General features: G+C 54.7%; 18 protein-coding genes and 1 pseudogene. 11 read left to right on the top strand and 8 right to left on the bottom strand.

The annotated features are described in order from the left end of the window. Positions 1 to 45: 45 nt before the first annotated feature. Positions 46 to 1530, top strand: a complete 1485-nt coding sequence (locus R5L00_RS12545; protein ID WP_107693412.1) for an NADH-quinone oxidoreductase subunit M — start codon at positions 46 to 48, stop codon at positions 1528 to 1530. Between the two features lie 36 nt (positions 1531 to 1566). Beyond that, entirely contained in the window at positions 1567 to 3012 is a 1446-nt protein-coding gene (gene nuoN / locus R5L00_RS12550) for an NADH-quinone oxidoreductase subunit NuoN (RefSeq protein ID WP_107693411.1), read from the top strand. Positions 3013 to 3236: 224 nt separating this feature from the next. Here the strand turns inward: nuoN and R5L00_RS12555 are convergent, their stop codons facing one another. Next, a complete protein-coding gene (locus tag R5L00_RS12555; RefSeq protein ID WP_317652037.1) occupies positions 3237 to 3920 on the bottom strand; it encodes a PEP-CTERM sorting domain-containing protein in 684 nt (227 codons plus the stop codon). A gap of 466 nt (positions 3921 to 4386) precedes the next feature. Between R5L00_RS12555 and R5L00_RS12560 the strand changes: the two are divergent. Further along, positions 4387 to 5061, top strand: a pseudogene (locus tag R5L00_RS12560) (NADH-quinone oxidoreductase subunit N). 327 nt (positions 5062 to 5388) lie between these two features. On the opposite strand, the gene R5L00_RS12565 reads toward R5L00_RS12560, so the two are convergent. After that, positions 5389 to 5610, bottom strand: a complete 222-nt coding sequence (locus tag R5L00_RS12565) for an entry exclusion lipoprotein TrbK (protein ID WP_258192614.1) — start codon at positions 5608 to 5610, stop codon at positions 5389 to 5391. Positions 5611 to 6035: 425 nt separating this feature from the next. Continuing rightward, positions 6036 to 7139 (bottom strand): PQQ-dependent sugar dehydrogenase, encoded by a 1104-nt coding sequence (locus R5L00_RS12570; protein WP_317652038.1) that lies wholly within the window; start codon positions 7137 to 7139, stop codon positions 6036 to 6038. Positions 7140 to 7292: 153 nt separating this feature from the next. Between R5L00_RS12570 and htpG the strand changes: the two genes are divergently transcribed. Continuing rightward, the gene (htpG, locus tag R5L00_RS12575; RefSeq protein WP_317652040.1) at positions 7293 to 9230 is read left to right on the top strand and encodes a molecular chaperone HtpG; all 1938 of its coding nucleotides are present in this window, start codon (positions 7293 to 7295) and stop codon (positions 9228 to 9230) included. On the opposite strand, the gene nhaR is transcribed toward htpG, so the two are convergent. Next, a complete protein-coding gene (gene nhaR, locus R5L00_RS12580; RefSeq protein ID WP_317652042.1) occupies positions 9227 to 10141 on the bottom strand; it encodes a transcriptional activator NhaR in 915 nt (304 codons plus the stop codon). The genes htpG and nhaR overlap by 4 nt on opposite strands. 253 nt (positions 10142 to 10394) lie before the next feature. On the opposite strand from nhaR, the gene R5L00_RS12585 reads away from it, so the two are divergent. The 5 genes from R5L00_RS12585 (at position 10395) to slmA (ending at position 18034) form a co-directional block, all read left to right on the top strand. After that, entirely contained in the window at positions 10395 to 11921 is a 1527-nt protein-coding gene (locus R5L00_RS12585; protein WP_317652044.1) for a TolC family protein, read from the top strand. After that, on the top strand, positions 11918 to 13090 hold the full coding sequence (locus R5L00_RS12590) for an efflux RND transporter periplasmic adaptor subunit (RefSeq protein ID WP_317652046.1): 1173 nt from the start codon (positions 11918 to 11920) through the stop codon (positions 13088 to 13090). The genes R5L00_RS12585 and R5L00_RS12590 overlap by 4 nt, the downstream gene beginning before the upstream one ends. Before the next feature lie 3 nt (positions 13091 to 13093). Further along, positions 13094 to 16255, top strand: coding sequence for a CusA/CzcA family heavy metal efflux RND transporter (locus tag R5L00_RS12595; protein WP_317652049.1), 3162 nt, complete (start codon positions 13094 to 13096; stop codon positions 16253 to 16255). A gap of 115 nt (positions 16256 to 16370) precedes the next feature. Further along, the gene (gene argB / locus R5L00_RS12600) at positions 16371 to 17258 is read left to right on the top strand and encodes an acetylglutamate kinase (RefSeq protein ID WP_317652051.1); all 888 of its coding nucleotides are present in this window, start codon (positions 16371 to 16373) and stop codon (positions 17256 to 17258) included. Positions 17259 to 17431: 173 nt separating this feature from the next. Further along, a complete protein-coding gene (gene slmA, locus R5L00_RS12605) occupies positions 17432 to 18034 on the top strand; it encodes a nucleoid occlusion factor SlmA (protein ID WP_107693400.1) in 603 nt (200 codons plus the stop codon). 145 nt (positions 18035 to 18179) lie between these two features. Here the strand turns inward: slmA and R5L00_RS12610 are convergent, their stop codons facing one another. The 4 genes from R5L00_RS12610 to gpmA form a co-directional block, all read right to left on the bottom strand. Then, on the bottom strand, positions 18180 to 18968 hold the full coding sequence (locus R5L00_RS12610; protein ID WP_317654186.1) for a HesA/MoeB/ThiF family protein: 789 nt from the start codon (positions 18966 to 18968) through the stop codon (positions 18180 to 18182). Positions 18969 to 19188: 220 nt separating this feature from the next. Then, the gene (locus R5L00_RS12615) at positions 19189 to 20634 is read right to left on the bottom strand and encodes a S41 family peptidase (RefSeq protein ID WP_107693399.1); all 1446 of its coding nucleotides are present in this window, start codon (positions 20632 to 20634) and stop codon (positions 19189 to 19191) included. A 28-nt stretch (positions 20635 to 20662) separates the two neighbouring features. Continuing rightward, positions 20663 to 21886: a murein hydrolase activator EnvC family protein gene (locus R5L00_RS12620; protein ID WP_107693398.1), complete on the bottom strand. Its 1224-nt coding sequence runs from the start codon at positions 21884 to 21886 to the stop codon at positions 20663 to 20665. A gap of 145 nt (positions 21887 to 22031) precedes the next feature. After that, positions 22032 to 22781, bottom strand: coding sequence for a 2,3-diphosphoglycerate-dependent phosphoglycerate mutase (gene gpmA, locus R5L00_RS12625; RefSeq protein WP_107693397.1), 750 nt, complete (start codon positions 22779 to 22781; stop codon positions 22032 to 22034). 217 nt (positions 22782 to 22998) lie between these two features. On the opposite strand from gpmA, the gene R5L00_RS12630 reads away from it, so the two are divergent. After that, positions 22999 to 23406, top strand: coding sequence for a rhodanese-like domain-containing protein (locus R5L00_RS12630; protein ID WP_107693396.1), 408 nt, complete (start codon positions 22999 to 23001; stop codon positions 23404 to 23406). Between the two features lie 12 nt (positions 23407 to 23418). Beyond that, positions 23419 to 23676 carry a glutaredoxin 3 gene (grxC, locus tag R5L00_RS12635; protein WP_317652053.1) on the top strand — a complete coding sequence of 86 codons (258 nt, stop codon included), beginning with the start codon at positions 23419 to 23421 and terminating at the stop codon, positions 23674 to 23676. Positions 23677 to 23826 lie beyond the last annotated feature (150 nt).

Below are 23826 nucleotides of genomic sequence, written 5' to 3' on the forward strand. Positions count from 1 at the left end.
CGGCTCCGCATCTCTGCGTGACAAAATGAACAAAACGGAATAAAAATGCTGTTTGGCCTTCCCTTGTTAAGTCTGATCGTCTGGCTGCCGATTGCGGCTGGAATTGCAGTACTCGCGACCGGTGGCGACCGGAATGCCCAGTTGGCAAGATGGATCGCGCTCATCGGTTCGATAGCGGGGTTTCTGGTTGCGATTCCCCTTTATACCCAGTTTGATCCGTTAACGAACGCGATGCAGTTCGTTGAGCACAGCCCCTGGATCGAACGATTCAATGTTCATTACCACATGGGCGTGGATGGCATCGCGATGCCATTGATCCTGCTTAATTGCTTCACCACGCCGCTGGTGGTCATCGCCGGATGGGAGGTGATAAGCAACCGGGTTTCCCAATACATGGGCGCGTTCCTGATCATGTCCGGGATCGTCAACGGGGTTTTCTCATCCCTCGATGCAGTTCTGTTTTATGTATTCTGGGAAGCTTCACTGATTCCGATGTTTCTCATTGTTGGCGTCTGGGGTGGGCCCAACCGGGTATACGCGGCAATCAAGTTTTTCCTGTATACGCTGCTCGGCTCACTGTTGATGCTCGTAGCATTCATCTACCTCTATCATGTCTCCGGTGGCAGTTTTTCAATCCTTGACTATCACAAACTGCCATTGCCGCTTACGCCGCAAGTGCTCATATTTATCGCATTTCTGTTGGCGTTTGCGGTAAAGGTCCCGATGTGGCCGGTCCACACATGGCTGCCGGACGCACACGTGGAAGCGCCCACAGGCGGATCGGTAGTGCTGGCGGCGATACTGTTAAAAATGGGGGGGTACGGTTTCCTGCGCTTCTCGCTACCCATCGTTCCCGACGCCAGCCACCAACTTTCCAGCATGATGATTGTATTGTCCCTGCTTGCGGTGGTTTATATTGGACTGGTAGCGTTGGTGCAGGCGGATATGAAAAAGCTCATTGCCTATTCATCGGTCTCGCACATGGGCTTCGTTACCCTGGGCTTTTTCCTGTTCAACGATTATGGCGTCGAAGGCGCGATGGTGCAGATGATTTCGCACGGCTTTGTTTCGGCGGCGATGTTTCTGTGCGTAGGCGTTATGTATGATCGGCTGCATTCGCGGCAAATCGCGGATTACGGCGGCGTGGCCAACAAGATGCCTATGTTTGCAGCGTTTTTCATGCTATTTGCCATGGCCAATTCGGGCTTGCCCGGTACGAGCGGTTTCGTGGGGGAATTCATGGTCATCATGGCCGCGATCAAGGTGAATTTCTGGTACGCGTTTCTTGCCGCAACCACCCTTATCTTCGGTGCTGCTTATACACTCTGGATGTACAAGCGTGTGGTTTTCGGTGCTGTGACACATCCCGGGGTGGAAGGGCTCAGGGACATCAACCCTCGGGAGATCGTAATCCTGGCGGTCCTTGCAGCAGCCGTACTGGGGATGGGTCTCTATCCGTTGCCGTTGCTGGAAGTAATGCACACCACGGTAGACGACTTGCTGGCACACGTTGCTCGCAGCAAGCTTTAGGAAATATGAAATGGGTCTCGCCTGTTTGAGGATGATATGAATTTTTCGCCGCCTGACTTTGCCCCCGCATATCCAGAAATCTTTCTGTTGGTAATGGTTTGCGTGGTGCTACTGGCCGATCTGGCGTGGGGCGGGAAGAAATCCTACCTCGCCTATTCGCTGGCGCAGTTGTCCTTGTTTGGCTGCCTGCTGATCACTTTTGCCACTTCGGAACCCGGCGTCGTGTACACATTCTCTGGAATGTTCGTGGATGACCCAATGGCCGATCTGCTGAAGCTGCTGGTATATCTTACCGTTTCAGCGGTCCTGGTCTATTCACGGGAATACATCACGGAACGTGGCATGCTCAGTGGCGAGTTTTTCAGCCTGGCGCTGTTTGCGACACTGGGCATGATGGTGATGATCTCCGCCAGCCATTTTTTGACGCTTTACCTGGGGCTGGAGTTGCTGTCATTGTCGCAATATGCAATGGTGGCGATGAGACGGGAGTCAGTAGCGGCGACCGAAGCGGCCATAAAATTCTTTGTCCTCGGCGCACTGGCGTCCGGTTTCCTGTTGTATGGCATGTCGATGATATATGGTGCGACAGGCTCACTCGATATCGCCCGGGTGGTCGAAGTCATTCAGGGCGGGGTAAGCAACCATGCCGTGCTGGTGGTGGGGCTGGTCTTCATCGTGGCGGGCATCAGCTTCAAGTTGAGCGTGGCGCCGTTTCACATGTGGGTCCCGGACGTCTATGAGGGCGCCCCGACCGCCGTCGCGCTATTTATCGGCTCGGCGCCCAAATTCGCCGCGTTCGGCTTCATCATGCGGTTGCTGGCGGAAGGTTTGGGCGGTCTGGCGGGGGACTGGCAGGACATGCTCATCATTCTGGCCGTGATGTCCATGATAATCGGCAATTTCGCCGCCATTGCTCAGACCAACATCAAGCGTATGCTGGCGTATTCGACCATATCGCATATGGGATTCGTGCTGCTTGGCATCATCGCGGCGGATGGAAATGGCTATAGCGCCGCAATGTTCTACATCGTGGTTTATGTGCTGATGACGCTCGGCACTTTCGGCATGATCATGCTTCTGTCACGTGCGGGCTTCGAGGCGGACAAGTTAGACGACTTCAAAGGATTGAACCGGCGTAACCCCTGGTATGCGTTTATTACCCTGCTGTTGATGTTCTCCATGGCTGGCATTCCGCCCACGGTTGGTATTTATGCCAAGCTGTCGGTGCTGGAGGCGGTATTAAACGCGGGTTACGTGTGGCTGGCAGTTTTGGCCGTGCTTCTCTCGCTGGTGGGTGTGTTTTACTACCTGCGCATCGTTAAATTGATGTACTTCGATGAGCCGGAAACCAATGCGTTGATCAGGCCGCAGGGCGACGTTAAATTATTGATAAGCGCAAATGGAATCGCAATACTTGCGTTCGGAGTTTTTCCGCAGACATTGATTGCGCTTTGTGCTTACGCAATACAGCAATCGATCTAGTACGCAGCGGCGGGATTAAGGTGTAAGGAGCAGCTTCTCAGGCGAGAAACGGGCCAAGATAAGAGTTTTGCATCTCCATTCCGTCCGGTCGTCTTTCGTTCCCTGGGAACCTTTCTGAGGCGTCGCGACGGAAACTCTTCTCCGATTATTATAGCGGGGCGGCACAAAAAACCGATGGTGTCCATGGGCACTTGGGCGTGCGTCCTTGTTGTCCGCAGCGAATGCTAGTGATCCCCAGCGGGGCAATCAAGTTTGCGTCGGCGACGGGCTAGCGCGCCGATTACTCCCAGCCCCGCCAGCAACAGGGCATAGCTTTCCGGTTCCGGTATTGCTGCTATCGTGTTGGAAAACGAACTGCTCAAATCGTTAAAATTCCGATCAAAGCTATTAAGCAAATCCTCGAAGCTCACCAGGGTGGTGTCTGGCAGCCAGTTATTCTGAGCTCTTGCATGAAATTCTCCATCAGGATTGAGTGAGGCCGGACCGGTGAAATAATCATGACCTGTATCAATCACATGCATACGGAGAGGCAGCGCCGTTCCACCGGCGAATACGCCGAGATCTCGTGTTTCACCGACGGATGAGGAACGACTGTTGAAGAGTAGAATGTCGTTTGCCGGGTTGCTGTCATTTCCCGGTTTACCCGAAGCGTCCAGCATGAGATATAAATCATTGCTAAAACTCGCTCCGCTTCCCTGGTAAGTGGCTGTGACCGAACCAGTCGAATTAACGAAGATTTGTTGGCCTTCTGTTCCCCCGGCAGGCACCGGGGCGGCGAGAGCAGAAATTGATCGAGCAGGCTTGAGCGCTATGCCGTCAGCCTCTGGAGGGACCGGCGCGGCGTGGGCTGAAACGGATGCCATACAGGCCAGAAGCACTACAGTTGACGAGCGAAATGCCAATTTCATATAAGGCCTCTCTTGGTTGAATTCGTGTTAAAGCCACTCTGATATAGGAAAATAGGCCTTAAATAAAGTCCCGGCAATAGGCCGACCGGCCTATATAAAAGTCTGTGGTAGGTAGGCGCAGAACTCCGAAAGGCCGGTTAACCTTCCACGTGTGCGAACGCTCCGGGTCTTTGAAAAGAACACCCGGGAGGAGAACACCGCAAGCTCCCTGCTTCGAAAAAGCGACCTTAAAAACTATCTTTCATATGCATACTCCCTGACATGGAAGCGGGAGCGATGGACTGTCATGCCGGTCTGACCCTCTTTGATTGTGAGAGATCCTCCCTTTCAGGCCCGAGGGGTCAAAATCTGTGGAGGCAACTAATAATTGCAGACGCTTATGGAAGCGTCCGTTAGCCGTTGACAAGGTCTCTTATAGCTGACGCAATAAATCACACTTCTCGCCGCGTTCGGCTTCATCATACGTTTGCTGGCGGAAGGTCTGGGCGGTCTGGCGGGGGACTGGCAGGACATGCTCATCATTCTGGCCGTGATGTCCATGATAATCGGCAATTTCGCCGCCATCGCTCAGACCAACATCAAGCGTATGCGGGCGTATTCAACCATATCGCATAGTTTCGTGCTGCTCGGCATTATCGCGGCGGATGGAAGTGGCTATAGCGCCGCAATGTTCTACGTCATGGCTTATATGCTGATGACGCTCGGCAATTTCGGCGCGATCATGCTGCTGTCACGTGGGGGCTTTGAAGGAAGCTGACAAGCTTGACGACTTCAAGGGGTTGAACCCGCGTAACCCCAGGTATGCGTTTATACCCTGCTGTTGATGTTCTCCATGGCTGCCATTCCGCCCACGGTTGGTATTTATGCCAAGCTGTCGGTGCTGGAGGCAGTGTTAAATGCGGGTTACGTGTGGCTGGCAGTTTTGGCCGTGCTTCTCTCGCTTGTCGACGTGTTTTACTACCTGCGTATCGTTAAACTGATGTACTTCGATGAGCCGGAAACCAACGCGTCGATTGCGACGCAGGGGGACGTCAAATTAATTGATAAGCGCGAACGGAATCGCAATACTTGCGTTCGGAGTTTTTCCGCAGACATTTTTTGCGCTTTGCGGGTACGCGATACAGCACTCCATATAGCGTAGGTTCCCGCCGTTCCATGCCCGCAGCCATTGGTCCGATCGGTTGTGGGTACGGCAAGATGATGCCCCTTCCGATATCACATTTCAAGACTCGGTCCTTACCTCGGCATCTTATTTCTCAGTTTCAGGTAGTCTCGGGTGTCAATAAACGAGCGGGCAACTGAGGGGGTTCAAAGTGGTGCTCAAAAACGTATCACGACTGGTTGTTTAAAGGAATCTGCGGTTATGACCGTACCTGTTTTCAGGTTCAGTCATCGACTGGCACAGCTCGAATTTCATCAATTCTCTGGGTAATAACACTGTCCTCAACTCAAAAGCTTGTCCCCAACTTTACTTTTTTTCTGCCATAGATTGGCATTTATCAATAAATGCTTGCCGCTCAGCTTCAGTCTTGAAAGTTGGAAGAATCGACTGCATTCCTCCGCCGGAACAATTGGTTGAATTTATTTCAGGAGCGCCGTCCCCACCACCACAACTAATTAAAGTGGCACTAAGAGCAATAATAAATACAAGATTTTTGGAACTCATTAATTCTTCCTCTTTCAAAATCATCAATAATATGGCGTGGACGCAGGTCCGAAGTGTAACAACTCTTGGTTGCCTAGTATAGCTCAGCCACGATCCGAAGAATATCTCATAAGGAGTTCTGAAGCCCGGCAGTTTGCCGTGATCCGTGGTTGGATTGCGCTACACCGCTTCTTCCCATCGGTCTGTACGCAAGGCGGTCTTCGAGGGAGTTTTGTTTTGGTCCGCTACCCCGGCAGGCGAGCGCCTAATGTTTGAACTTCGCGCAGTTCAGATGGCCAACAACGGCTGACCCTCAAACGTTAAGCAGCGTTACCGGGAAACCTGGCTATCTGCGATGTCTCGGTCCGAGACATCGACGTCCTGACAGGGCTCGAATGTATCCGTAATTACTCCGCCCACACATGCCCGCGATTGCGGTCCGTTGTTTACTAAAGGCCTATCCGTCCCTGTTAAGGCTTTCTGTAGCTGATCCGATAAATTACCCCGGCAAAATCATCGGAAACGAGCAATGCGCCGTCCGGCATGACGAGCATATCGACCGGTCTGCCCCAGGCGTTTTCCTGTTCTAGCCAGCCTTCTGCGAACACCTCCTGCTTGACTACCTTGTTGTTCTTCAGCTTTACCACCCGGAGGCGATAGCCGATCTTGTTGCGGCGATTCCACGAGCCGTGTTCGGCGACGAAAATACTGTTGCGGTACTCCGCCGGGAACATGCTTCCGGTATAGAAGCGCATGCCTAGCGGCGCGACATGCGGTTCGAATTTGGCCACCGGCGGGGTAAGCTTGCCGCAATCCCGCTTGGCCCCATACTTGGGATCCGGGATATCGGCATGGCAATAAGGGTACCCAAAGTGCATATCCTTGCGCGGCGCGTGGTTGAGTTCGTCAGGCGGAAGATTGTCGCCCATCCAGTCCCGGCCATTATCCGTGAACCATAATTCCTTTGTCGCCGGATGCCAGTCGAAACCCACCGAATTGCGCACGCCCCTTGCGAACACTTCATAACCTGTACCATCCGGCCTGATGCGCGAGATCAACGCAAAACTGTCTGCCGGTTCACAGATATTGCAGGGCACGCCCACCGCCACGTATAACAGGTTGTCCGGGCCAAACCCGATATATTTTCCGCCGTGATGTTTCTCGCTGGGATAAGTATCGGTCACTACCGTCGGCTTTACGGACTGGCCGGGTTTTGTTTCTATGTCATCAAAACGCAGGATTCTGTTGATTGCGGAGACATATAGCGCGCCGTCCCTGAAAGCCACCCCGATAGGCATGCTGAGTCCGCTGGCAACGACTCTTACGTCGCGCGCCTTTCCCATATCGGTGATGGCGTACACGTTGCCTTCGGACGCGGATCCTGCGAATACCGTTCCATTTTTCCCCAGGGCCAGGCCGCGCGCATTGGGTACCTGGGCCCAGACGTCAATTGAAAAGCCCGGGGGCAGTTTGATCTTGTCCAGCGGCAGGGCGCTGTCTTGCGCGGCGGCTGGCACGCCGAAACAGAACAGCGATAAGATTATGAAACCAGTCAAAGTTTTCACGATTGGCATCGCTTCGGCTCCTGATATTGGGATATGAAAAACTCATCGCAGCAGAACGGATTTCAGCCTGTCTTTAATTAGCTGTCGTTTTTATATGGCTGTGCAACTTGAAAATTTACAACCCGCCCTCATTATTCTCTTGCATTTTTTTAGGAGAGAACCATGCAAGCCACAGCTACCAAGGAACATCTTAGTTTTCAGACTGAAGTCAAGCAGTTGCTCAACCTTATGATTCATTCCTTGTATAGTAACAAGGAAATATTTTTGCGCGAACTGATTTCCAATGCATCGGATGCCGCCGATAAACTACGCTTTGAAGGATTAACCGATGGGGCCCTCTATGAGTCCGACTCTGATCTCAAGATTCGCGTGAGCTATGACGTCGCCGCTCGCACCATTACCGTCGCAGACAACGGAATCGGCATGTCCCGGCAAGAGGTCATAGACCACATTGGCACCATCGCCAAATCCGGCACGCGCGAATTCTTCGGTTCATTGACGGGCGATCAGGCCAAGGATGCGCACTTGATAGGCCAGTTCGGTGTAGGTTTTTACTCCGCATTCATCGTCGCGGACAAGGTAACGCTTATCACGCGCCGCGCCGGCTTGACTCACGAACACGGCGTTCGCTGGGAATCAGCCGGAGAAGGCGATTATACGCTTGAGACAGTGGAGAAAACAGATCGGGGCACGCAAGTCGTCCTCCATCTGCGCGAAGGCGAGGACGATCTTTTGAACGGCTGGCGTCTGCGTTCCATCATCCGGAAGTATTCGGACCACATTACGCTTCCCATCGTGATGAAAAAAGAGGAGTGGTCTCAGGAAAAAAACGAAAACGTAATTACCGACGAGGACGAGACGGTAAATCAGGCGAGCGCGCTGTGGGCGCGGCCTAAAAGCGAAGTTACGCGGGAGCAATATGAGGAGTTCTATAAACACGTCGCGCATGATTTCGAGCCGCCTCTCGCCTATGTGCACGCGAGGGTAGAGGGTAAGCAGGAATATACGCAACTGCTCTACATTCCATCCCGTGCTCCGTTCGATTTATACGATCGCGAATCGCGCCACGGCATAAAACTCTATGTGCGGCGGGTATTCATAATGGATGACGCGAAACAGTTGCTGCCGAATTATCTGCGCTTCGTGCGTGGTGTGATCGATTCCAACGATCTGCCGCTGAATATCTCGCGCGAGATACTGCAGGAGTCGAAAGACATTGAAGCGATACGCGCGGGCGCGGTAAAAAAAGTGCTGGGACTGCTGGACGACATGGCGCAAAGCGAGCAGGAGGAGGAAAAGGCCAAATTCAAAACGTTCTGGAAGGAGTTTGGGCAGGTTGTCAAGGAGGGAGTGGCGGAGGATTTCGCTAACCGCGAAAGGATCGCCAAGCTGCTGCGTTTCGTCACCACCCATTCCGCCTCAGACGAGCAAACCGAGTCGCTGGCTGATTACGTCGGCCGAATGAAGGAAGGGCAGGAAAAAATTTATTATGTGACAGCTGAGACTCTGAAGGCTGCCAGAAACAGTCCGCACCTGGAAGTTTTCCGCAAGAAGGGTATCGAGGTGCTGTTGCTATCCGATCGGGTGGACGAATGGCTTGCGGCGAATTTGACCGAATTCGAGGGTAAGCACCTGCAATCCGTCGCTAAAGGCAGCCTAGACCTCGGCCAACTGGAGGACGAAGCGGAGAAAAAGGAGCAGGAGAAAGAAGCGGATGAATACAAGGAACTGACGGAGAAAATCAAGCATGTGCTTGGCGAGAGCGTCAAGGAAGTACGCGTGACCCTACGCCTGACGGAATCTCCCGCTTGCCTGGTTGCGGATAATCATGACATGAGCGGGAATCTGGAGCGCCTGCTTAAGTCGGCGGGACAAAAAGTGAGCCATGCCAAACCGATAATGGAAATTAATCCTTATCATCCCATGATTCAGCGCCTCAAATCGGAAGAGGCGCGCTTCGATGACTGGAGCCATGTTCTTTTCGACCAGGCATTATTGGCCGAAGGCGGTCAGCTTGAAGATCCTGCAAGTTTCGTAAAGCGAATAAATGAGCTCTTTTTGGCCAGTTCTGGCGGATCGGGCGGGCAGCAGGGCGGCTAAGAAGCAAGCGGAGCGGCGCCCCTGAAGAGTTCCCGATGCGCGGTGTCGTTGATCGCGACGACGGCGGGGTGCGTCAACCGTCGCTCAAGCGAAATGGCATAGAACTGCTCGGTCACCTCGTCGGTCTGGCCTATAGCGGTCACGCCGTGTTCGCGCTGAACCTCGTCGGCTATTACCGATGGGGCGATGAAAACGCCGATGCCGGCTTGGCCGAAAGCTTGCATCAGCGCGCTATCGTCAAACTCTCCCACGATGCGCGGCCGTAACTGACGTATGTCCAGCCAGCGCATCAGCGGTTCTCGCACGGCGGCCTCCTTGCCGGGAATCAGCAAGGGCGCTGCATCGAGGACACTGGGCCATGGTTGCTTCAGCTGCGCTGCAAGTCTGGGTTCGGCGAAAAAGGTGATGCCGCAGTCTCCAAGTTTATGACTGTAGCCTTTTACATTCGTCCCGGCGGGCATCGGCCGGTCCGCCAGGATCATGTCCAGGCGCTGGATCGCCAGTTCCACTGTCAGACGCACAAGCTTGTCTTCGCGACAGACCAGGCGAACCGGTTCCGTCAGCGCCGTGGCGGGGCTTAACAGCCGATATGCAATAGATTTTGGCACGGCATCATCGACCCCCACCCGGAATTGGATCGACACACTCTCAGGACGGCTGCGCAACGCTTCTTCCAGTTCGTTGCCAATCTGGAAGACCTCATCGGCGTAGGTGAGCGCAAGCCTGCCCGTTTCGGTCAATTCAAGCCGCCGTCCAACCCGCAAAAATAGTGCTACGCCCAGCGTCTCTTCCAGCAATCCGATTTGTCCGCTCAGGGTCTGCGGTGTAAGGTTCAGCCGCTCGCTTGCCCTGACGATGCTTCCAGCCTTGGCTACTGCCCAGAAATAGTGTAACTGTTTATAGTTAAGCATCGTAATGCCGATAAAAGATGCGATAATACTTCGTAAATCCCGATGATGTTATCAGAGAGATACTACTTTTATTGATGCAAATTTTACTCTAGACTGAGCTATACATTAGGTTGCCTCGTATTGAAATTTCCTATTTTGAAAATAAAGCGGCAGGTTCTTCGTTACTCTCTCCCCGGTGTATCATCTATTTGAGCAATTTGTCATCGGCAGCGGAAGCGGGGTTCATTTCTTTCGGAAACAACAAGGGTAGTAGATGCATATATCGCCCATTTTTCGCTTCCTGCTGAGCCTGTTTCTTGCCGTTTCTTCCACTGCCATCCTAGCTCAAAATCCTGCAACTGTACCTGTCATCACATCGCCACCGCCAACTTTCGGGCCAGCGCGCACTGCTCCGGAAATCCCTGCGCGGCCATCGGTGGCGCCGCCTCCTATCGATGCGCCGGTTGAAGCTCCCCCCTCTACTTCGGGAACGCCAGCGACGACACCGCCAGTGGCGCCACTTTCGCTCCCGGGGGCTCCGGCCCCTCCTGGGAAGATGTCTTTTGATACGATTCCGTCGGTAACCATACCTTCAGCGGCCGCTTCGGCGCCACCGCCGGGGGCGCTTTCCATCGAGGATCTGCAACGGCTGGGGCTGGAGGCCAACGGGTTGGTACGCGCGGCGCGATCGCAGATTAACATGGCCGAGGCGGGCGTAATCGGGGCTGCGGCCTACCCCAACCCGGAAGTTATTGTGACCGGCGGACCTCAGCACGCGCGGATTCCACAGGCCCTGCCGGCGACGAATCATCGTGCCGTTACCCTGATGCAGAACATCGAGAACCCCTTCCTGCGCAGCGCCCGTATCGGCGCAGCGGAGGCGGGGATAGAGGTCAGCGAGGCCAGCTTCCAGCAGGTACAGGCGGATCTGGCGGCACAGTTGCGGGTGCGTGCCTACGAACTGGTGCTGCGCCAGGAAATAGCGCGGATGGAAGGCAGCATTTTCGACCTGATGGAGGAGGTGAGGCGGCGCATCAGGGTGGGCGTGGGCGTGGGCGAAACTGCGCGCTTCGAGCTTATCAGAGCCGACGCAGAAGTGTTGAATGCGGCCAGCCGCAAGGAGGCGGCGGAGTTGAATGCGCTGCGTGCGCGCGTTGCGCTGATGCAGTTCACCGCGGGCGCGTTGAAACCTGACTTTATAATCAACGCATCCTTGTTCGATCCGGTCATTTTGCCTGCGCTTGAGGAATTGCGTGAGGAAGTGCCTACCGTAAATCCGGAAGTGGTGCGCCTGGAGGCCGAGGAGAATCGTGCGCGCCTGCGTATTAATCAGGAACGCGCTACCGTGTTTCCTTCAGTGCAAATTCTGCTCAGCAATTTTCAGGAAGCCCAGTACACGTCGAACACCGCTGGGTTCCACATTACTGTTCCGTTATTTTATCGCCGCCGTGGTGAGATCGACGCAGCTGTAGCGGATTCGGCACGCGTACGGCAAACGCTGGAATACCGGCGCTACGAGATAGGCCAGCTGCTTGAAGGTGCATGGCAGGCCCTGCAGATTGCGCGGCGCAGGGTTGAAATGTTCGAGGGCGGAATTATCAAGGAAGCGGAGAACGCGTTGCGTGTTGCGCAGGCGGCTTATCGCTTTGGTGAGCGTGGGCTGATTGATGTGCTCGATACCCAGCGCGTGCTGCGAGGGATACTTATGGACTCATTGCAGGCACGTTTTGATTTACAAGCGGCTGCTGCTGAAATCGACCGGCTGCGCGCACATTACCCGAGGGAGCAAGCCGCCGAATGAAACGTATGCTGTCGATCATGGGTTCCGTTGTAATTGCCGTGCTGCTCGTGGCTGCGTGTGATAAAGGCGAACCGTCCGGCTCTGCCGAAAAAAAAGCGGTACAGCAAGGTGACGAGAAAGCAAAGGATGTAAACGCCATAACGATCCGACCGGAGGTGGCGCCACGCATAAAAATAGGCTATCCCACCATGGTTGATCTCGCGGATAAAATACAGGTTCCGAGCCGCGTGGAAGTGGATGAAGAGAGGCTGGTACGTGTGGGGTCCTATGTAACGGGCCGGATTATTGATTTGTACGTTATGCTGGGTGACAACGTCAAGGTCGGCGCTCCGCTTGCCCGGATCACCAGCCCTGAATTGACCCAGGCACAGCTCGCCTATTTGCGTGCTTTTTCACGCTCAGTGCTGACGCAAAAAGCAGCAGAGCGCGCTCATCATTTGCTGGCGGCCGATGTGATTGCGGTTGCGGAAGTGGAACGGCGCGAATCCGAGCTGGAGGTTGCCCGTGCCGAGCTGGAGGCGGCGAAGGACCAGTTGCGCTTGCTGGGCGTAGACAGCGCTGTGTTGAAGGATCTTGCAAAGCAGGGGCATATCCTGCCCTCCGTTACCATCAATTCCACCCGGAGCGGTATTGTTATCGCTCGGAACGTGATCGTTGGGCAAGTCGTGCAACCAGCGGACCAGTTGTTTGGGGTGGCAGACCTCTCATCCGTCTGGGTGGTGGGAGATGTGCCGGAGCAGATCGCGCGCGATGTTCGGATCGGCCAGCATGTCGAAATTCACGTGCCGGCGCTCGGCGAGATCACTTTCGACGGGCTCATCATATTCGTGTCTGACACAGTGGATCCGATGACCCGAACGGTGATGGTGCGTACCATGGTGGAAAATCCCCAGCGCAAACTCAAACCCGACATGCTTGCCAATATGCACATCACCGATAATCTCCATAAAACTCTCGTCGTTCCGGAGACAGCGGTGGTGCGCGAGGCGAACCGGGACTACGTTTTCCTGTCTCTGGGAAACAACCGCTTCGTGCGGGTTCCCGTCGAACTGGGCCCCGAAGTCGCGGATATGCTTCCCGTCGTGAGCGGCCTCACTGCCGAGCAGAGCATTGTGGTGGATGGCGCCTTTCACCTGGATAACGAGCGTAAGCTCGCGGAGCTGGAATAGTCCATGCTAGCCGCAATCGTCCGCTTGATGCTCCGGCAGCGCCTGATAGTGGTCGTGGTTTCGCTTGCACTTTGCGCCGGCGGCATTTATGCCGCACAGAATCTCTCCGTCGATGCGTTTCCCGATGTGACCAACATACAGGTGCAGGTCGCCACCGTGGCGGTCGGCCGCAGCCCGGAGGAGGTCGAACGGCTGATCACCGTGCCGGTGGAAATTGCGATGACCGGCCTGCCCGGATTGGTAGAGATGCGGTCCTTGAACAAGAGCGGGTTGTCGCTGATTACCTTGGTGTTCACCGACCAGACCGATGTGTTCTTTGCGCGTCAGTTGGTAATGGAGCGGCTTATCGAGGTCTCGTCCAGGCTGCTTCCGGGTATCACGCCGGTGCTCGGGCCGGTATCGACTGGCTTGGGTGAGGTATACCAATACACGATCGAGCATCCGGACGACGGCAAGCGCGCGCTTACCTTCGAGGAACTGATGGCGCGCCGCACGATCCAGGACTGGGTCGTGCGGCCAATGCTGCGCTCGATCCGCGGCGTCGCCGAAGTCAACTCCATCGGCGGGCACGTCAAGGAATACCAGGTTCTGGTAGATCCCAACCGGTTGCGTCACTATAACTTGACACTCGCGGCTGTCGATCAAGCGCTTGCCAACAACAATGCCAATGCCAGCGGCAACATTCTGCCGCTGCATTCGGAGCAATACCTGATCCGTGGCGTTGGTCTGATCCGCTCACTCGACGACATACGCAACATCGTGCTTAAGGAGGTCGAAGGCGTGCCTGTTTACGTGCGCGACGTAGCCGAGGTGCAGTTCGGTGGAGAAGTACGACTGGGGGCCAGTATCAAGGATGGCTATACCGAGTCTGTGACCGGTATCGTAATGATGCTGCGAGGCGGGAATGCCAAGGACATAGTCGGGCGGGTAAAGGAAAAGGTTGCCGAGGTCAACGAGCGCGGCCTGTTGCCGGGCGGGCTCCAGATCGTGCCTTTTTATGACCGGACCGTAATGGTGGATGCGGCGCTGCACTCGGTGTACAAGGTATTAATCGAGGCATTGGTCTTCGTCATTCTGGTAATGGTTATCTGCCTGGGCAATATGAGAGTGAGCCTGGTGGTGTGTGCGACGCTCATTATCACGCCTTTGGTTACCTTCATGATAATGAACTATTACGGCATTCCCGCGAATCTCATGTCGCTTGGGGGGCTGACCATTGCCATCGGATTGATGGTAGATCCTACGGTAGTGGTAGTGGAGAATATCTTTTTACGCTTGAGCCATGCGCCCAAGGACGAGCCGAAGGCCGAGACAATTGCCAAGGCAGCAGCCGAGGTGGGTGCTCCAGTAATATATGGCATTATCATAATTGTGCTGGTCTTTCTGCCGCTGATGTCTTTGCAGGGCATGGAGGGCAAGATGTTCAGCCCGCTCGCCATGACCATTTCCATCTCGTTGCTGGTTGCTTTGGTTGTCTCGGTGCTGTTATCTCCCGTGCTATGCGACTACGCCCTGAAAGGTGGAGCCGAGGAAGACACTAAACTTGTTGCCATCCTGAAGACTCTTTACCTGCGTTTGCTCTATTTAGCGTTAAGGAATCCCAAGGGTACCGCGCTGGTGTCGATAGGTTCCCTTGTACTTGCCGTTGGGTTGTTTCCATTGCTTGGAAAATCCTTCATTCCCATCATGAGGGAGGGGGCGGTAACCCCGGTCATTATCCGCGTGCCATCGATCTCCCTCGAAGAAGCGATCGATCTGGAAACAGAAGCGATGAAACTGATTGCTGCGATACCCGGGGTCACGAACGTCGTGTCCAAGATCGGCCGCGGCGAGTCGCCCGCCGACCCCGCCTCTCAGAATGAGTCCGACCCGATTGCGTCGCTCGACCTGGAGGGATCGGGACGATCCCAGCAGGAGATCGAGGAGGATATCCGCAGGGCGCTGGAGGTGCTGCCCGGCGTGAACATCGCGCTGTCGCAGCCGATTGCGCAGCGGGTGGACGAGATGGTGACGGGTGTACGCTCGCAGGTCGCGGTCAAGATTTTTGGTGACGACCTGGAAGAGTTGCGCAAGCTGTCGGAACAAGTCGCGCGCATCGTCAAATCTACGCGTGGTGCGCGCGACCTCCGCATCGAACGCCTGTCAGGCCAACAGGAATTGACCATTGATATCGACCGTCGCGCCATTGCCCGGCACGGCCTCAATGTTGCCGATGTGAACGAGTTGATTGCAACCGCAGTAGGCGGGAAGGCGGTATCCCAGGTCTTCGAGGGCGAGCGCCGCTTTACGCTCCTGCTGCGTTTCCCGGAACGTTTTCGTCATGACGTTGAGGCTATCCGTGAGTTGCTGCTGCGTCCGCCTGGCAGCGGCCCGCCAGGAAGTTTGCTTGCCCGTGGGGGTCAGCTTGTGCCGCTAAGCGCCGTGGCGGAGATCAAGGTCATCGATGGCCCGGCGATCATTTCGCGTGAATATGCCAAGCGGCGGGTGGTAGTTGGTGCCAACGTGCATGAACGTGATCTAGGCGGGTTTGTAGCCGAACTGCAGGAGCGGGCTGCGAAGGAAATTAAGTTACCTCCGGGTTATTACTTCGAGTGGGGTGGGCAATTCCAGAACATGGAGCGCGCCATGGCGACTCTTGGCATTATTGTGCCAATCACTTTTGCCGCGATCTTTTTTCTGCTGTTCATGTTGTTTAATTCGGTCAAGCTTGCCTTGCTTATTTTCACGGCGTTACCATTCGCGTCCGTGGGAGGAGTTATCGGGTTATTCATTACGGGGGAGTACCTGTCGGTTCCGGCTTCGGTGGGATTTATCGCGGTCTGGGGCGTCGCCATATTGAATGGAGTGGTCTTAATATCATTTATCAAGGAGTTGCGTGAGCAGGGATTAAGTGTGGCCGAAGCAGTAAAAACGAGTTGCGAGGCACGTTTCCGTCCGGTTCTGATAACCGCCGCGGCTACGATTCTGGGTCTGGCCCCGTTCCTTATCGCGACTGGCCTTGGCTCCGAGGTGCAGAAGCCGCTTGCGATTGTAGTGATCTGCGGCTTGATAACCGCCACGGTGATGACGAAAGTAGTGGTGCCGATGTTATATCGTTATTTCGATCCGCTTCCTGATATAGCTGATAGTAGCGTCCCTAAAGTAGTCGTTCCACAGCCCCATTGATCGTGCAGGATGCAAGCATTGAAGAAAAATCGCCGGGGCATACTGGGTTAGGTAACAGACCGACGGGTTCCCATGCCTTCGTTCGCCATAATATAAATTAATTTGTCCGGATATCGTGCCCTTATCTCCATCTTCTGCAACGGATAAAGCGAAAATCCTGGCCGAGGCACTGCCCTATATTCGGCGCTTTCACGGCAAGACGATTGTCATTAAATATGGCGGTAACGCCATGATCGAGGAAAACCTCAAGCAGGGTTTCGCCCGCGATGTGGTTTTGCTAAAACTGGTGGGAATGCACCCGGTCATCGTTCACGGGGGTGGACCTCAGATTAACGACATGCTGAAGCGGGTAGGCAAGCAGGGTGAATTCATCCAGGGAATGCGGGTAACCGATGCCGAAACAATGGACGTGGTTGAAATGGTGTTGGGAGGACTGGTTAATAAGGAAATCGTCAACCTCATCAATCAACACGGCGGCCTCGCAGTTGGTTTGACCGGCAAGGATGGCGGCTTTATCCGCGCAAAAAAAATGCTGATACAGGATCGGGAGCGAGTGGGTCAGTGGCTCGATATCGGGCAGGTGGGAGAGATCGAAAGTATTGACCCGGCCCTGATTGAACTACTTGAAACACGGGATTTCATACCGGTTATCGCGCCTATTGGCGTGGGTAGAAGTGGCGAATCGTACAACATCAACGCGGATCTGGTGGCGGGCGGGCTTGCGCGGGTGATTAACGCCGAGAAACTGATACTCCTCACCAATACGCCGGGCGTGCTGGATAAGGATGGAAATTTATTGACCGGGTTGACAGCGACGAGGGTGGACGAACTGGTCGCCGATGGAACCATCTCAGGCGGCATGATACCCAAGATCGGCTCTGCGCTGGAGGCGGTAAAACTTGGCGTAAAATCCTGCCACATCATAGATGGGCGCGTGGAACACGGCCTGCTGCTCGAAGTGCTGACGGACGAGGGCGTTGGGACCCTTATAAGGTCAGACTAACCTTCAGCTCGGCTTTATAGCCCGTACAGGCGGCACCCTGTGGGAGAATTCTCATTGCTGCCATCCGGTTATCCGTTACTCCCGTACCTACCCCAGCCATGCAATCGCCAGTGTTTCCGGTTTCGTGCAGAGAGCCGGAATTTGAGTCAAAAAAATTACCGTAGCGAGATTCCATGTCTGCCAAAGGCGAAAGAAAAGATCAAATTCTCCAGGTTCTCGCGCAAATGCTGGAGGAGCCGCGCGCGGTAAAGATCACCACAGCTGCGTTGGCAGCCAAACTGGAGGTTTCCGAGGCGGCGTTGTATCGGCACTTTGCCAGCAAGGCGCAGATGTTCGAAGGCTTGATCGAGTTCATTGAAGCCACGCTTTTCGGTCTTATCAATAAGCTAACGGACGATGAGAAAAGCGCAGTCCGGCAACTCGAGGGGATATCAGCCCTATTGCTTGGTTTCGCTCGAAAGAATCCGGGTATGACGCGCGTTCTGATCGGGGACGCGCTCATCAACGAGAATGACCGCCTGCAGACCCGCATCAATCAATTGCATGATCGGCTCGAGGCGACGCTAAAACAGGCATTGCGCTTCGGAGTGAGCGAAGGCGAAATTTCGTCGGAGCTGGACGTGGCTGCTGAGGCGAACCTGCTGATGTGTTATGTTACCGGGCGCTGGCACCAGTTTGCTAAAAGCGGCTACAAACGCGACCCGATGGAGCATTGGGAAGCGCAGCGCAGGGTGCTGTTCTCGAGTGCTGCCGCCGGGCGATTACGTCATCCATAGCCGGTAATCTCGGTTAACCGTTGGGCCCGGAGCTAGAATGGGGCTAAAGTAGATGCGACGCGTTCACCCATGGCGCAAGCCGATACTCACCAACGTAGTGATAAGAACGTTTTCCTTGCGCGATCCACGCCACATGCCCCCTTACTCATAGGCTAGCGCGCCCAAACTCACAGGTTTCTCCTGGATCCTCCGCGCCGCAAACTCTGCAGAATGGGTCTTTATTCAATTTAACGGAACGCCATTCCATCGACAAGCCGTCGAGTAGCAGCAGCCGACCATTCAGGGTTTGGCCGATGTCTAGCAGGATTTTAAGCGTTTCCACCGCCTGCACACTACCGATAACGCCTGTGAGCGGCGCAAACACGCCCATAACAGCACAGCGCATATCCTGATCGTCGCCATAGTTGGGGAAGAGGCAGTGATAGCAGGGGCTGTGATTGTGGCGCAAATCGAATACGGCGACCTGTCCCTCGAAGCGGATGGCCGCGCCGGATACGAGCGGCTTTCTGGATATCATACAGGCGCGATTGATGGCGTAACGGGTCGAGAAGTTGTCGCTTGCATCCACCACCACATCCGCATCTGTGACGAAGCGCAGCAGGGCTGCCTCGTCCATGCGCTGGTGCAACGCGACAACGTTGACTTCGGGATTGATTCCGGCAAGTGTCTTTTGTGCAGAGGAAGTCTTGGGAGCTCCGATACGATCCGTGCTGTGAGCGATCTGCCGCTGGAGATTGGTCAGGTCAACGGTGTCACTGTCACAAAGCGTCAGTTTACCCACTCCGCTCGCGGCGAGGTATATGGCGAGGGGAGAGCCCAGGCCACCCGTGCCAACCACAAGCACGTGGGACTTCAGTAGCGTTTCCTGGCCCTGTATGCCGATTTCGGGCAACAGAATGTGGCGACTGTAGCGCAGCAGCTGATCGTCATTCATCATTCACAGCTTGCGCCGTCAAAGAATTTCACGGTGATTGCTACTTGTGCAATCATAGGCTGCGCCAAGGCAACGGGAAAAGCAGAGGGGACAGCCATAGCGAGCGGCGCATTGCGCTGCAGCATGGATTGCCGCCGCCGAGCCCAGTCAAGGTGCTCAGCGGCTCACTCCCCCAGCGACGTTCTTATCTCTTCGTCTTTCGGGAGTGATGTGGCGGAAATCAGTCGCTAACTTTGGCCGCGCTCTTCTTGGCGCCACCCTCCTTGAAGTAGTGCATTGCCTGCGTCAGCAGCAAATCTTCAGGGGAACCAAACTCGGCAGGGGGCTCGCGTTTTGTGTTCTTGTCGTCGCCGTTCGTCGGTTTTGGTGCCTTTGGTGCCGTGGGAGGTGTGACTGCTTCCTTGGCTTCAGGCTCCGGCTTAACTTCTTTCACTTCTTCCTTTTTGCCGTTCGGGAGATGGCGAGTCAGATCGGCTTCACGCAAGCGCTCCGTGTCATCTTTCGCCGCCTCGTCCAGGATGTCGGGCGTAATGCCCTTGGCCTGGATGGATTGACCATTGGGTGTGTAATAACGGGCAGTGGTGAGCTTTATGGCCGTGTTGTTGCCCAACGGCAAAATTGTTTGCACCGAGCCCTTTCCAAAAGTCTGGGTGCCCATTACGACGGAACGCTTGTGATCCTGGAGTGCGCCCGCGACAATCTCCGAAGCCGAAGCAGAACCGCCATTGACAAGCGTCACCATCGGCACGGTCTTTATCTCTGGCGGCAGCCGCTTCAGGTAGTCGTTTTTTGTGTCACGCAGGTAGAATTCCGGACTGGCCTTGAGTTTCATCTTGGCGTCCTCAGTACGGCCGTCGGTATACACCACCAGCGAATTGGCGGGCAGAAAGGCCGCGGATACCGCTACCGCGCCATTCAGCAACCCTCCGGGATCGTTACGCAGATCCAGCACCAGCCCTTTCATCGGCACGGTGCTCTCCTTGAATAATTTATCGATCGCCTTGGTCAGGTTTTCCCCGGTCTGCTCCTGAAACTGGGTGATACGAATATATGCGTAACCAGGTTCAAGCAGCTTCGATTTTACACTCTGGATTTTGATGACGGCCCGAACCAGTGTAAACACCAGCGGCTTGGTCTCGCCCTTGCGCAAGACCGTAAGGGTGATGGGCGTATTGGGTTTGCCGCGCATGCGCTTGATCGCATCGGTAAGAGAAAGACCCTTCACCGCCGTATCATCCAGCTTGATGATAAGGTCCCCCGTCTTGATGCCCGCGCGAAACGCCGGGGTATCCTCAATTGGCGAAATGACCTTTACGAAGCCGTCTTCCATGCTAACTTCAATACCGAGGCCGCCGAATTCGCCCTGGGTCCCGATTTGCAGTTCCTTGAAGGCATCCGCATCCAGATACGCCGAATGCGGGTCGAGGCCGGTCAACATTCCATTGATCGCCTCGGTGATCAGTTTCTTGTCCTGTACCGGCTCGACGTAATCGGTTTTGATGCGGCCGAATACTTCCGTGAATGCCCGCAGTTCCTCTACCGGAAGCGGGTTCATGATTTCCTGCGTTTCTTCCTTGTTTGCGACAGCTGAAAAATTAAGGCTCAACATCACCCCGGCGATGACTCCGAAAGTGACCAACCCGACTTGCCGCATCTTGTCACCCATTAAAGGTTCTCCACTATTGTTGCATCGCTCATTTTATTCTGACCCAGTTCAAAGGGTCAAACGGTTTGCCCTGATGGCGCAATTCAAAATACAAACCGGGCTCCGCGTTGCCACCGCTGTTGCCCACCGAGGCAATTGTATCGCCCCCGCGAACGGAATCCCCGACTTGCTTGTGGTTAATTTCATTATTGCCGTAGAGGCTCATGTAGCTGTTGCCGTGATCGACGATCATCAGGTTGCCGAATCCTCTCAGCCAGTCCGCGAAGACTACGCGTCCGCCTGCGATCGCTTTCACATCACCGCCGGTAGCTGAGCGGATAAACAGTCCTTTCCACGTAACCCCTCCATCCGCACGTGGACCACCAAACCGATTGGCAAGTTCCCCACGCACCGGTAAACTCAGACGGCCCTTCAATGATGAGAAAGGGCTGCCGTCGGCGGATGCGTCGGGAAGCCTCTCGTTGCTGAGTAGTCCGGGGGTGGTGGCGCGGGGCGCACTGCGCTTTTTTTGCGCAAGCATCCTGGCGATCCGTTCTACCAAACGGGAAAGGCGCTCCTCGTCGCGTTTGAGCTTGCTGATTTCGCGCCGCTGCTGATCAGCTTGGGACGAGATGCGTTCGAGCAATTTGGCATGCTCGGTTTTTTCTTGTTCCAGATATTTTTTGTGCTCGGCTTGCTTCGCCTGGATGGCGCCGATTTCCAGGCTTTTTTCGCGGCTCTCGCGCGTGAGCGTACCCAGGCGTTGGACGTTCGCACGCAGCGCATTGATGTCTCCCAGGCGGGCGCGGGAGAGATAGCCGTAATAATGCAGGTTGCGTGCAATTTCGTTAGGGTCCTGCTGGTTAAGCAATAGACTCAGATATTCCGTTTGTCCGCCCCCGGTTAAGTACTGCCGATGAAGCAGTTTGCCCAGTCGCAACTGTTGCTCTTCTATATCCCTGGCGACTTGCTTTGACTGCGCCTGTATTTGGCTAAGCTTATTGTTGGCATCATGGTGCTCGCGTGTCAGCGCGGCGAGTTTACGATTGGCGGCGATAATGGCCCGCTCCGATTCCCGTAACGCATCGGCGACTTCTGATTTCGATTCTTCCGTATCCGCTAGCTCCTTCTGCAATGTTTCGATCCGGCCACGCAGCTGCTTCAGATCTTCGTTGTCGACCTTGGGCGCGGCAGCGAGTGGTTGCGAGAGGATGAGCGCGCAAGCCGGGATAAGCTTGCGAATAATGTTGAACCACGGATGAATACCAATCAAGGCCGGGTTTTCAAAACGTATCCGAACAAGTCATGCACAACACGTGGCAATAGCGTTATTCTGCGTGCAGTTTTCGAATTGCAACCAGGGGTCCCTGAATGCATTCCTGCATTCCTCCAAGGGATGAGGCGAACGAAACTCATGACTAAGGGACAATTTTCCCCTGATTTGCCACTACTTGCATCGCCTGCTCGATTCTTGCCTGATCACCTAGATAATAGCTCCGTATAGGTTTCAGGCTTTCGTCCAGCTCGTATACAAGCGGAACGCCAGTGGGAATATTCAATTCCATGACCTCTTGCTCGGAAAGATTGTCCAGATACATGACAAGGGCACGCAAGGAATTGCCATGAGCAGTAATGAGTACGCGCTGTCCTGATTGGACCTGGGGCGCAATGGTTTCGTTCCAGTAGGGGAGAAATCTCTTTACGGTGTCTTCCAGACACTCCGTCAGCGGAATCTCCTCAGGGGACAAATTGCGATAGCGGGGATCGAGTCCCGGATAGCGCGGGTCCTCCCGCGTGAGCGCGGGCGGCCTGATATTATAGCTGCGCCGCCAGATCAATACCTGTTCTTCGCCGTACCGAAGCGCAGTCTCTACCTTGTTCAAGCCTTGCAGCGCACCATAGTGGCGTTCATTCAATCGCCACGATAAATGAACCGGAATCCACATCTGGTCAAGTTCATCCAGGACTATCCACAGTGTGCGGATAGCGCGCTTCAATACCGAAGTGTAGGAAACGTCGAACGCAAATCCACTTTCCCGCAACAGCCTTCCAGCGTGTCTGGCCTCTTCCATGCCGGTAGCGGAGAGATCCACGTCGGTCCAGCCAGTGAAACGGTTCTCCTTGTTCCATGTGCTTTCTCCATGACGCAGGAGAATGAGTTTTTTCATGTTATTCGTAAAAAAATTAAAATTTCCGCTTAGCGGCCGAAATAGTCAATTTTATTGTATTTTGGACCTTCCCGCATCATGGGATGACCGAATGTGTTACCGAATCCACACGCGGCGGTGCAAATCGCGGTTCGAGTGGTTCGTGGGCGCGCTCAGGGAATTACGTAATGTTCGCGTCTCTGATAAAATCCGGGGTCTATAACAGCGGGGAGTACGAGTGTCATTTATTCAGAGTAATATTGCCTTAATCATGGCAGCGCTGGTAAGCGGCGCGTTGCTCATCTGGTCAGTTTTTCGCCCCTCAGGGAAAGAAGTTGACACGCTGGTGGCGGTCCAGCTCATCAATTACAAGGAGGCCCTGGTTCTCGATGTACGCGAAGCAAGCGAATATGAGGCAGGTCACGTGCCCAATTCAAAGCACATCCCCGGTGATAAACTTGAACAGCGTATTTCGGAACTGGAGAAATTCAAAGATAAGCCTATTGTGCTGATTCACCGAAGTGGGGTTCATACCACCGGGAAAGCCGGCGGAATACTGCGCAGCCACGGGTTTACGCTTGTTCATGATCTTACGGGCGGGATCGATGCATGGCGGCAGGGAAATCTACCGATAGTGAAGAAATAACGGGACGCATTAATGGTAAAGGTAGTTATGTACTCCACTGCTTTCTGCCCCTATTGCATAATGGCGGAGCGCCTGCTGCTGGCCAGGGGAGTGACGGAAATAGAAAAAATTCGTATCGATCTTGAGCCGGCGAAGCGTGCTGAAATGATGGAAAAGACGGGGCGGCGCACCGTTCCGCAGATATATATCGGCGAAACCCATGTCGGTGGCTACGACGATCTGGCGATGCTTGACCGAAAGGATGGGTTGGTTAAGCTCCTTGCGATCTGAATGCCGGATATACGCCGGAGCATGCGCCCTGGATTTAAGGTTCCGGACTTGACGGCCGGGATCCCGCGTTGCGGCGCACTTTTTAGCAGATTGACGTGTTTCGTGGCTGGGCTCTGCATTTTCCCTTGCAAATGTTTCCCTTTGGGAATA

The organism is Nitrosospira sp. Is2 (assembly GCF_033095785.1).
In the GTDB taxonomy this organism is placed as follows: domain Bacteria; phylum Pseudomonadota; class Gammaproteobacteria; order Burkholderiales; family Nitrosomonadaceae; genus Nitrosospira.

Excerpts from the sequence above, each read along its gene's own strand:
- R5L00_RS12545 (WP_107693412.1), top strand. The coding sequence starts at position 46 with ATGCTGTTTGGCCTTCCCTTGTTAAGTCTGATCGTCTGGCTGCCGATT.
- nuoN (WP_107693411.1), top strand. The coding sequence starts at position 1,567 with ATGAATTTTTCGCCGCCTGACTTTGCCCCCGCATATCCAGAAATCTTT.
- R5L00_RS12555 (WP_317652037.1), bottom strand. The coding sequence starts at position 3,920 with ATGAAATTGGCATTTCGCTCGTCAACTGTAGTGCTTCTGGCCTGTATG.
- R5L00_RS12565 (WP_258192614.1), bottom strand. The coding sequence starts at position 5,610 with ATGATTTTGAAAGAGGAAGAATTAATGAGTTCCAAAAATCTTGTATTT.
- R5L00_RS12570 (WP_317652038.1), bottom strand. The coding sequence starts at position 7,139 with ATGCCAATCGTGAAAACTTTGACTGGTTTCATAATCTTATCGCTGTTC.
- htpG (WP_317652040.1), top strand. The coding sequence starts at position 7,293 with ATGCAAGCCACAGCTACCAAGGAACATCTTAGTTTTCAGACTGAAGTC.
- nhaR (WP_317652042.1), bottom strand. The coding sequence starts at position 10,141 with ATGCTTAACTATAAACAGTTACACTATTTCTGGGCAGTAGCCAAGGCT.
- R5L00_RS12585 (WP_317652044.1), top strand. The coding sequence starts at position 10,395 with ATGCATATATCGCCCATTTTTCGCTTCCTGCTGAGCCTGTTTCTTGCC.
- R5L00_RS12590 (WP_317652046.1), top strand. The coding sequence starts at position 11,918 with ATGAAACGTATGCTGTCGATCATGGGTTCCGTTGTAATTGCCGTGCTG.
- R5L00_RS12595 (WP_317652049.1), top strand. The coding sequence starts at position 13,094 with ATGCTAGCCGCAATCGTCCGCTTGATGCTCCGGCAGCGCCTGATAGTG.
- slmA (WP_107693400.1), top strand. The coding sequence starts at position 17,432 with ATGTCTGCCAAAGGCGAAAGAAAAGATCAAATTCTCCAGGTTCTCGCG.
- R5L00_RS12610 (WP_317654186.1), bottom strand. The coding sequence starts at position 18,968 with ATGAATGACGATCAGCTGCTGCGCTACAGTCGCCACATTCTGTTGCCC.
- R5L00_RS12615 (WP_107693399.1), bottom strand. The coding sequence starts at position 20,634 with ATGGGTGACAAGATGCGGCAAGTCGGGTTGGTCACTTTCGGAGTCATC.
- gpmA (WP_107693397.1), bottom strand. The coding sequence starts at position 22,781 with ATGAAAAAACTCATTCTCCTGCGTCATGGAGAAAGCACATGGAACAAG.
- grxC (WP_317652053.1), top strand. The coding sequence starts at position 23,419 with ATGGTAAAGGTAGTTATGTACTCCACTGCTTTCTGCCCCTATTGCATA.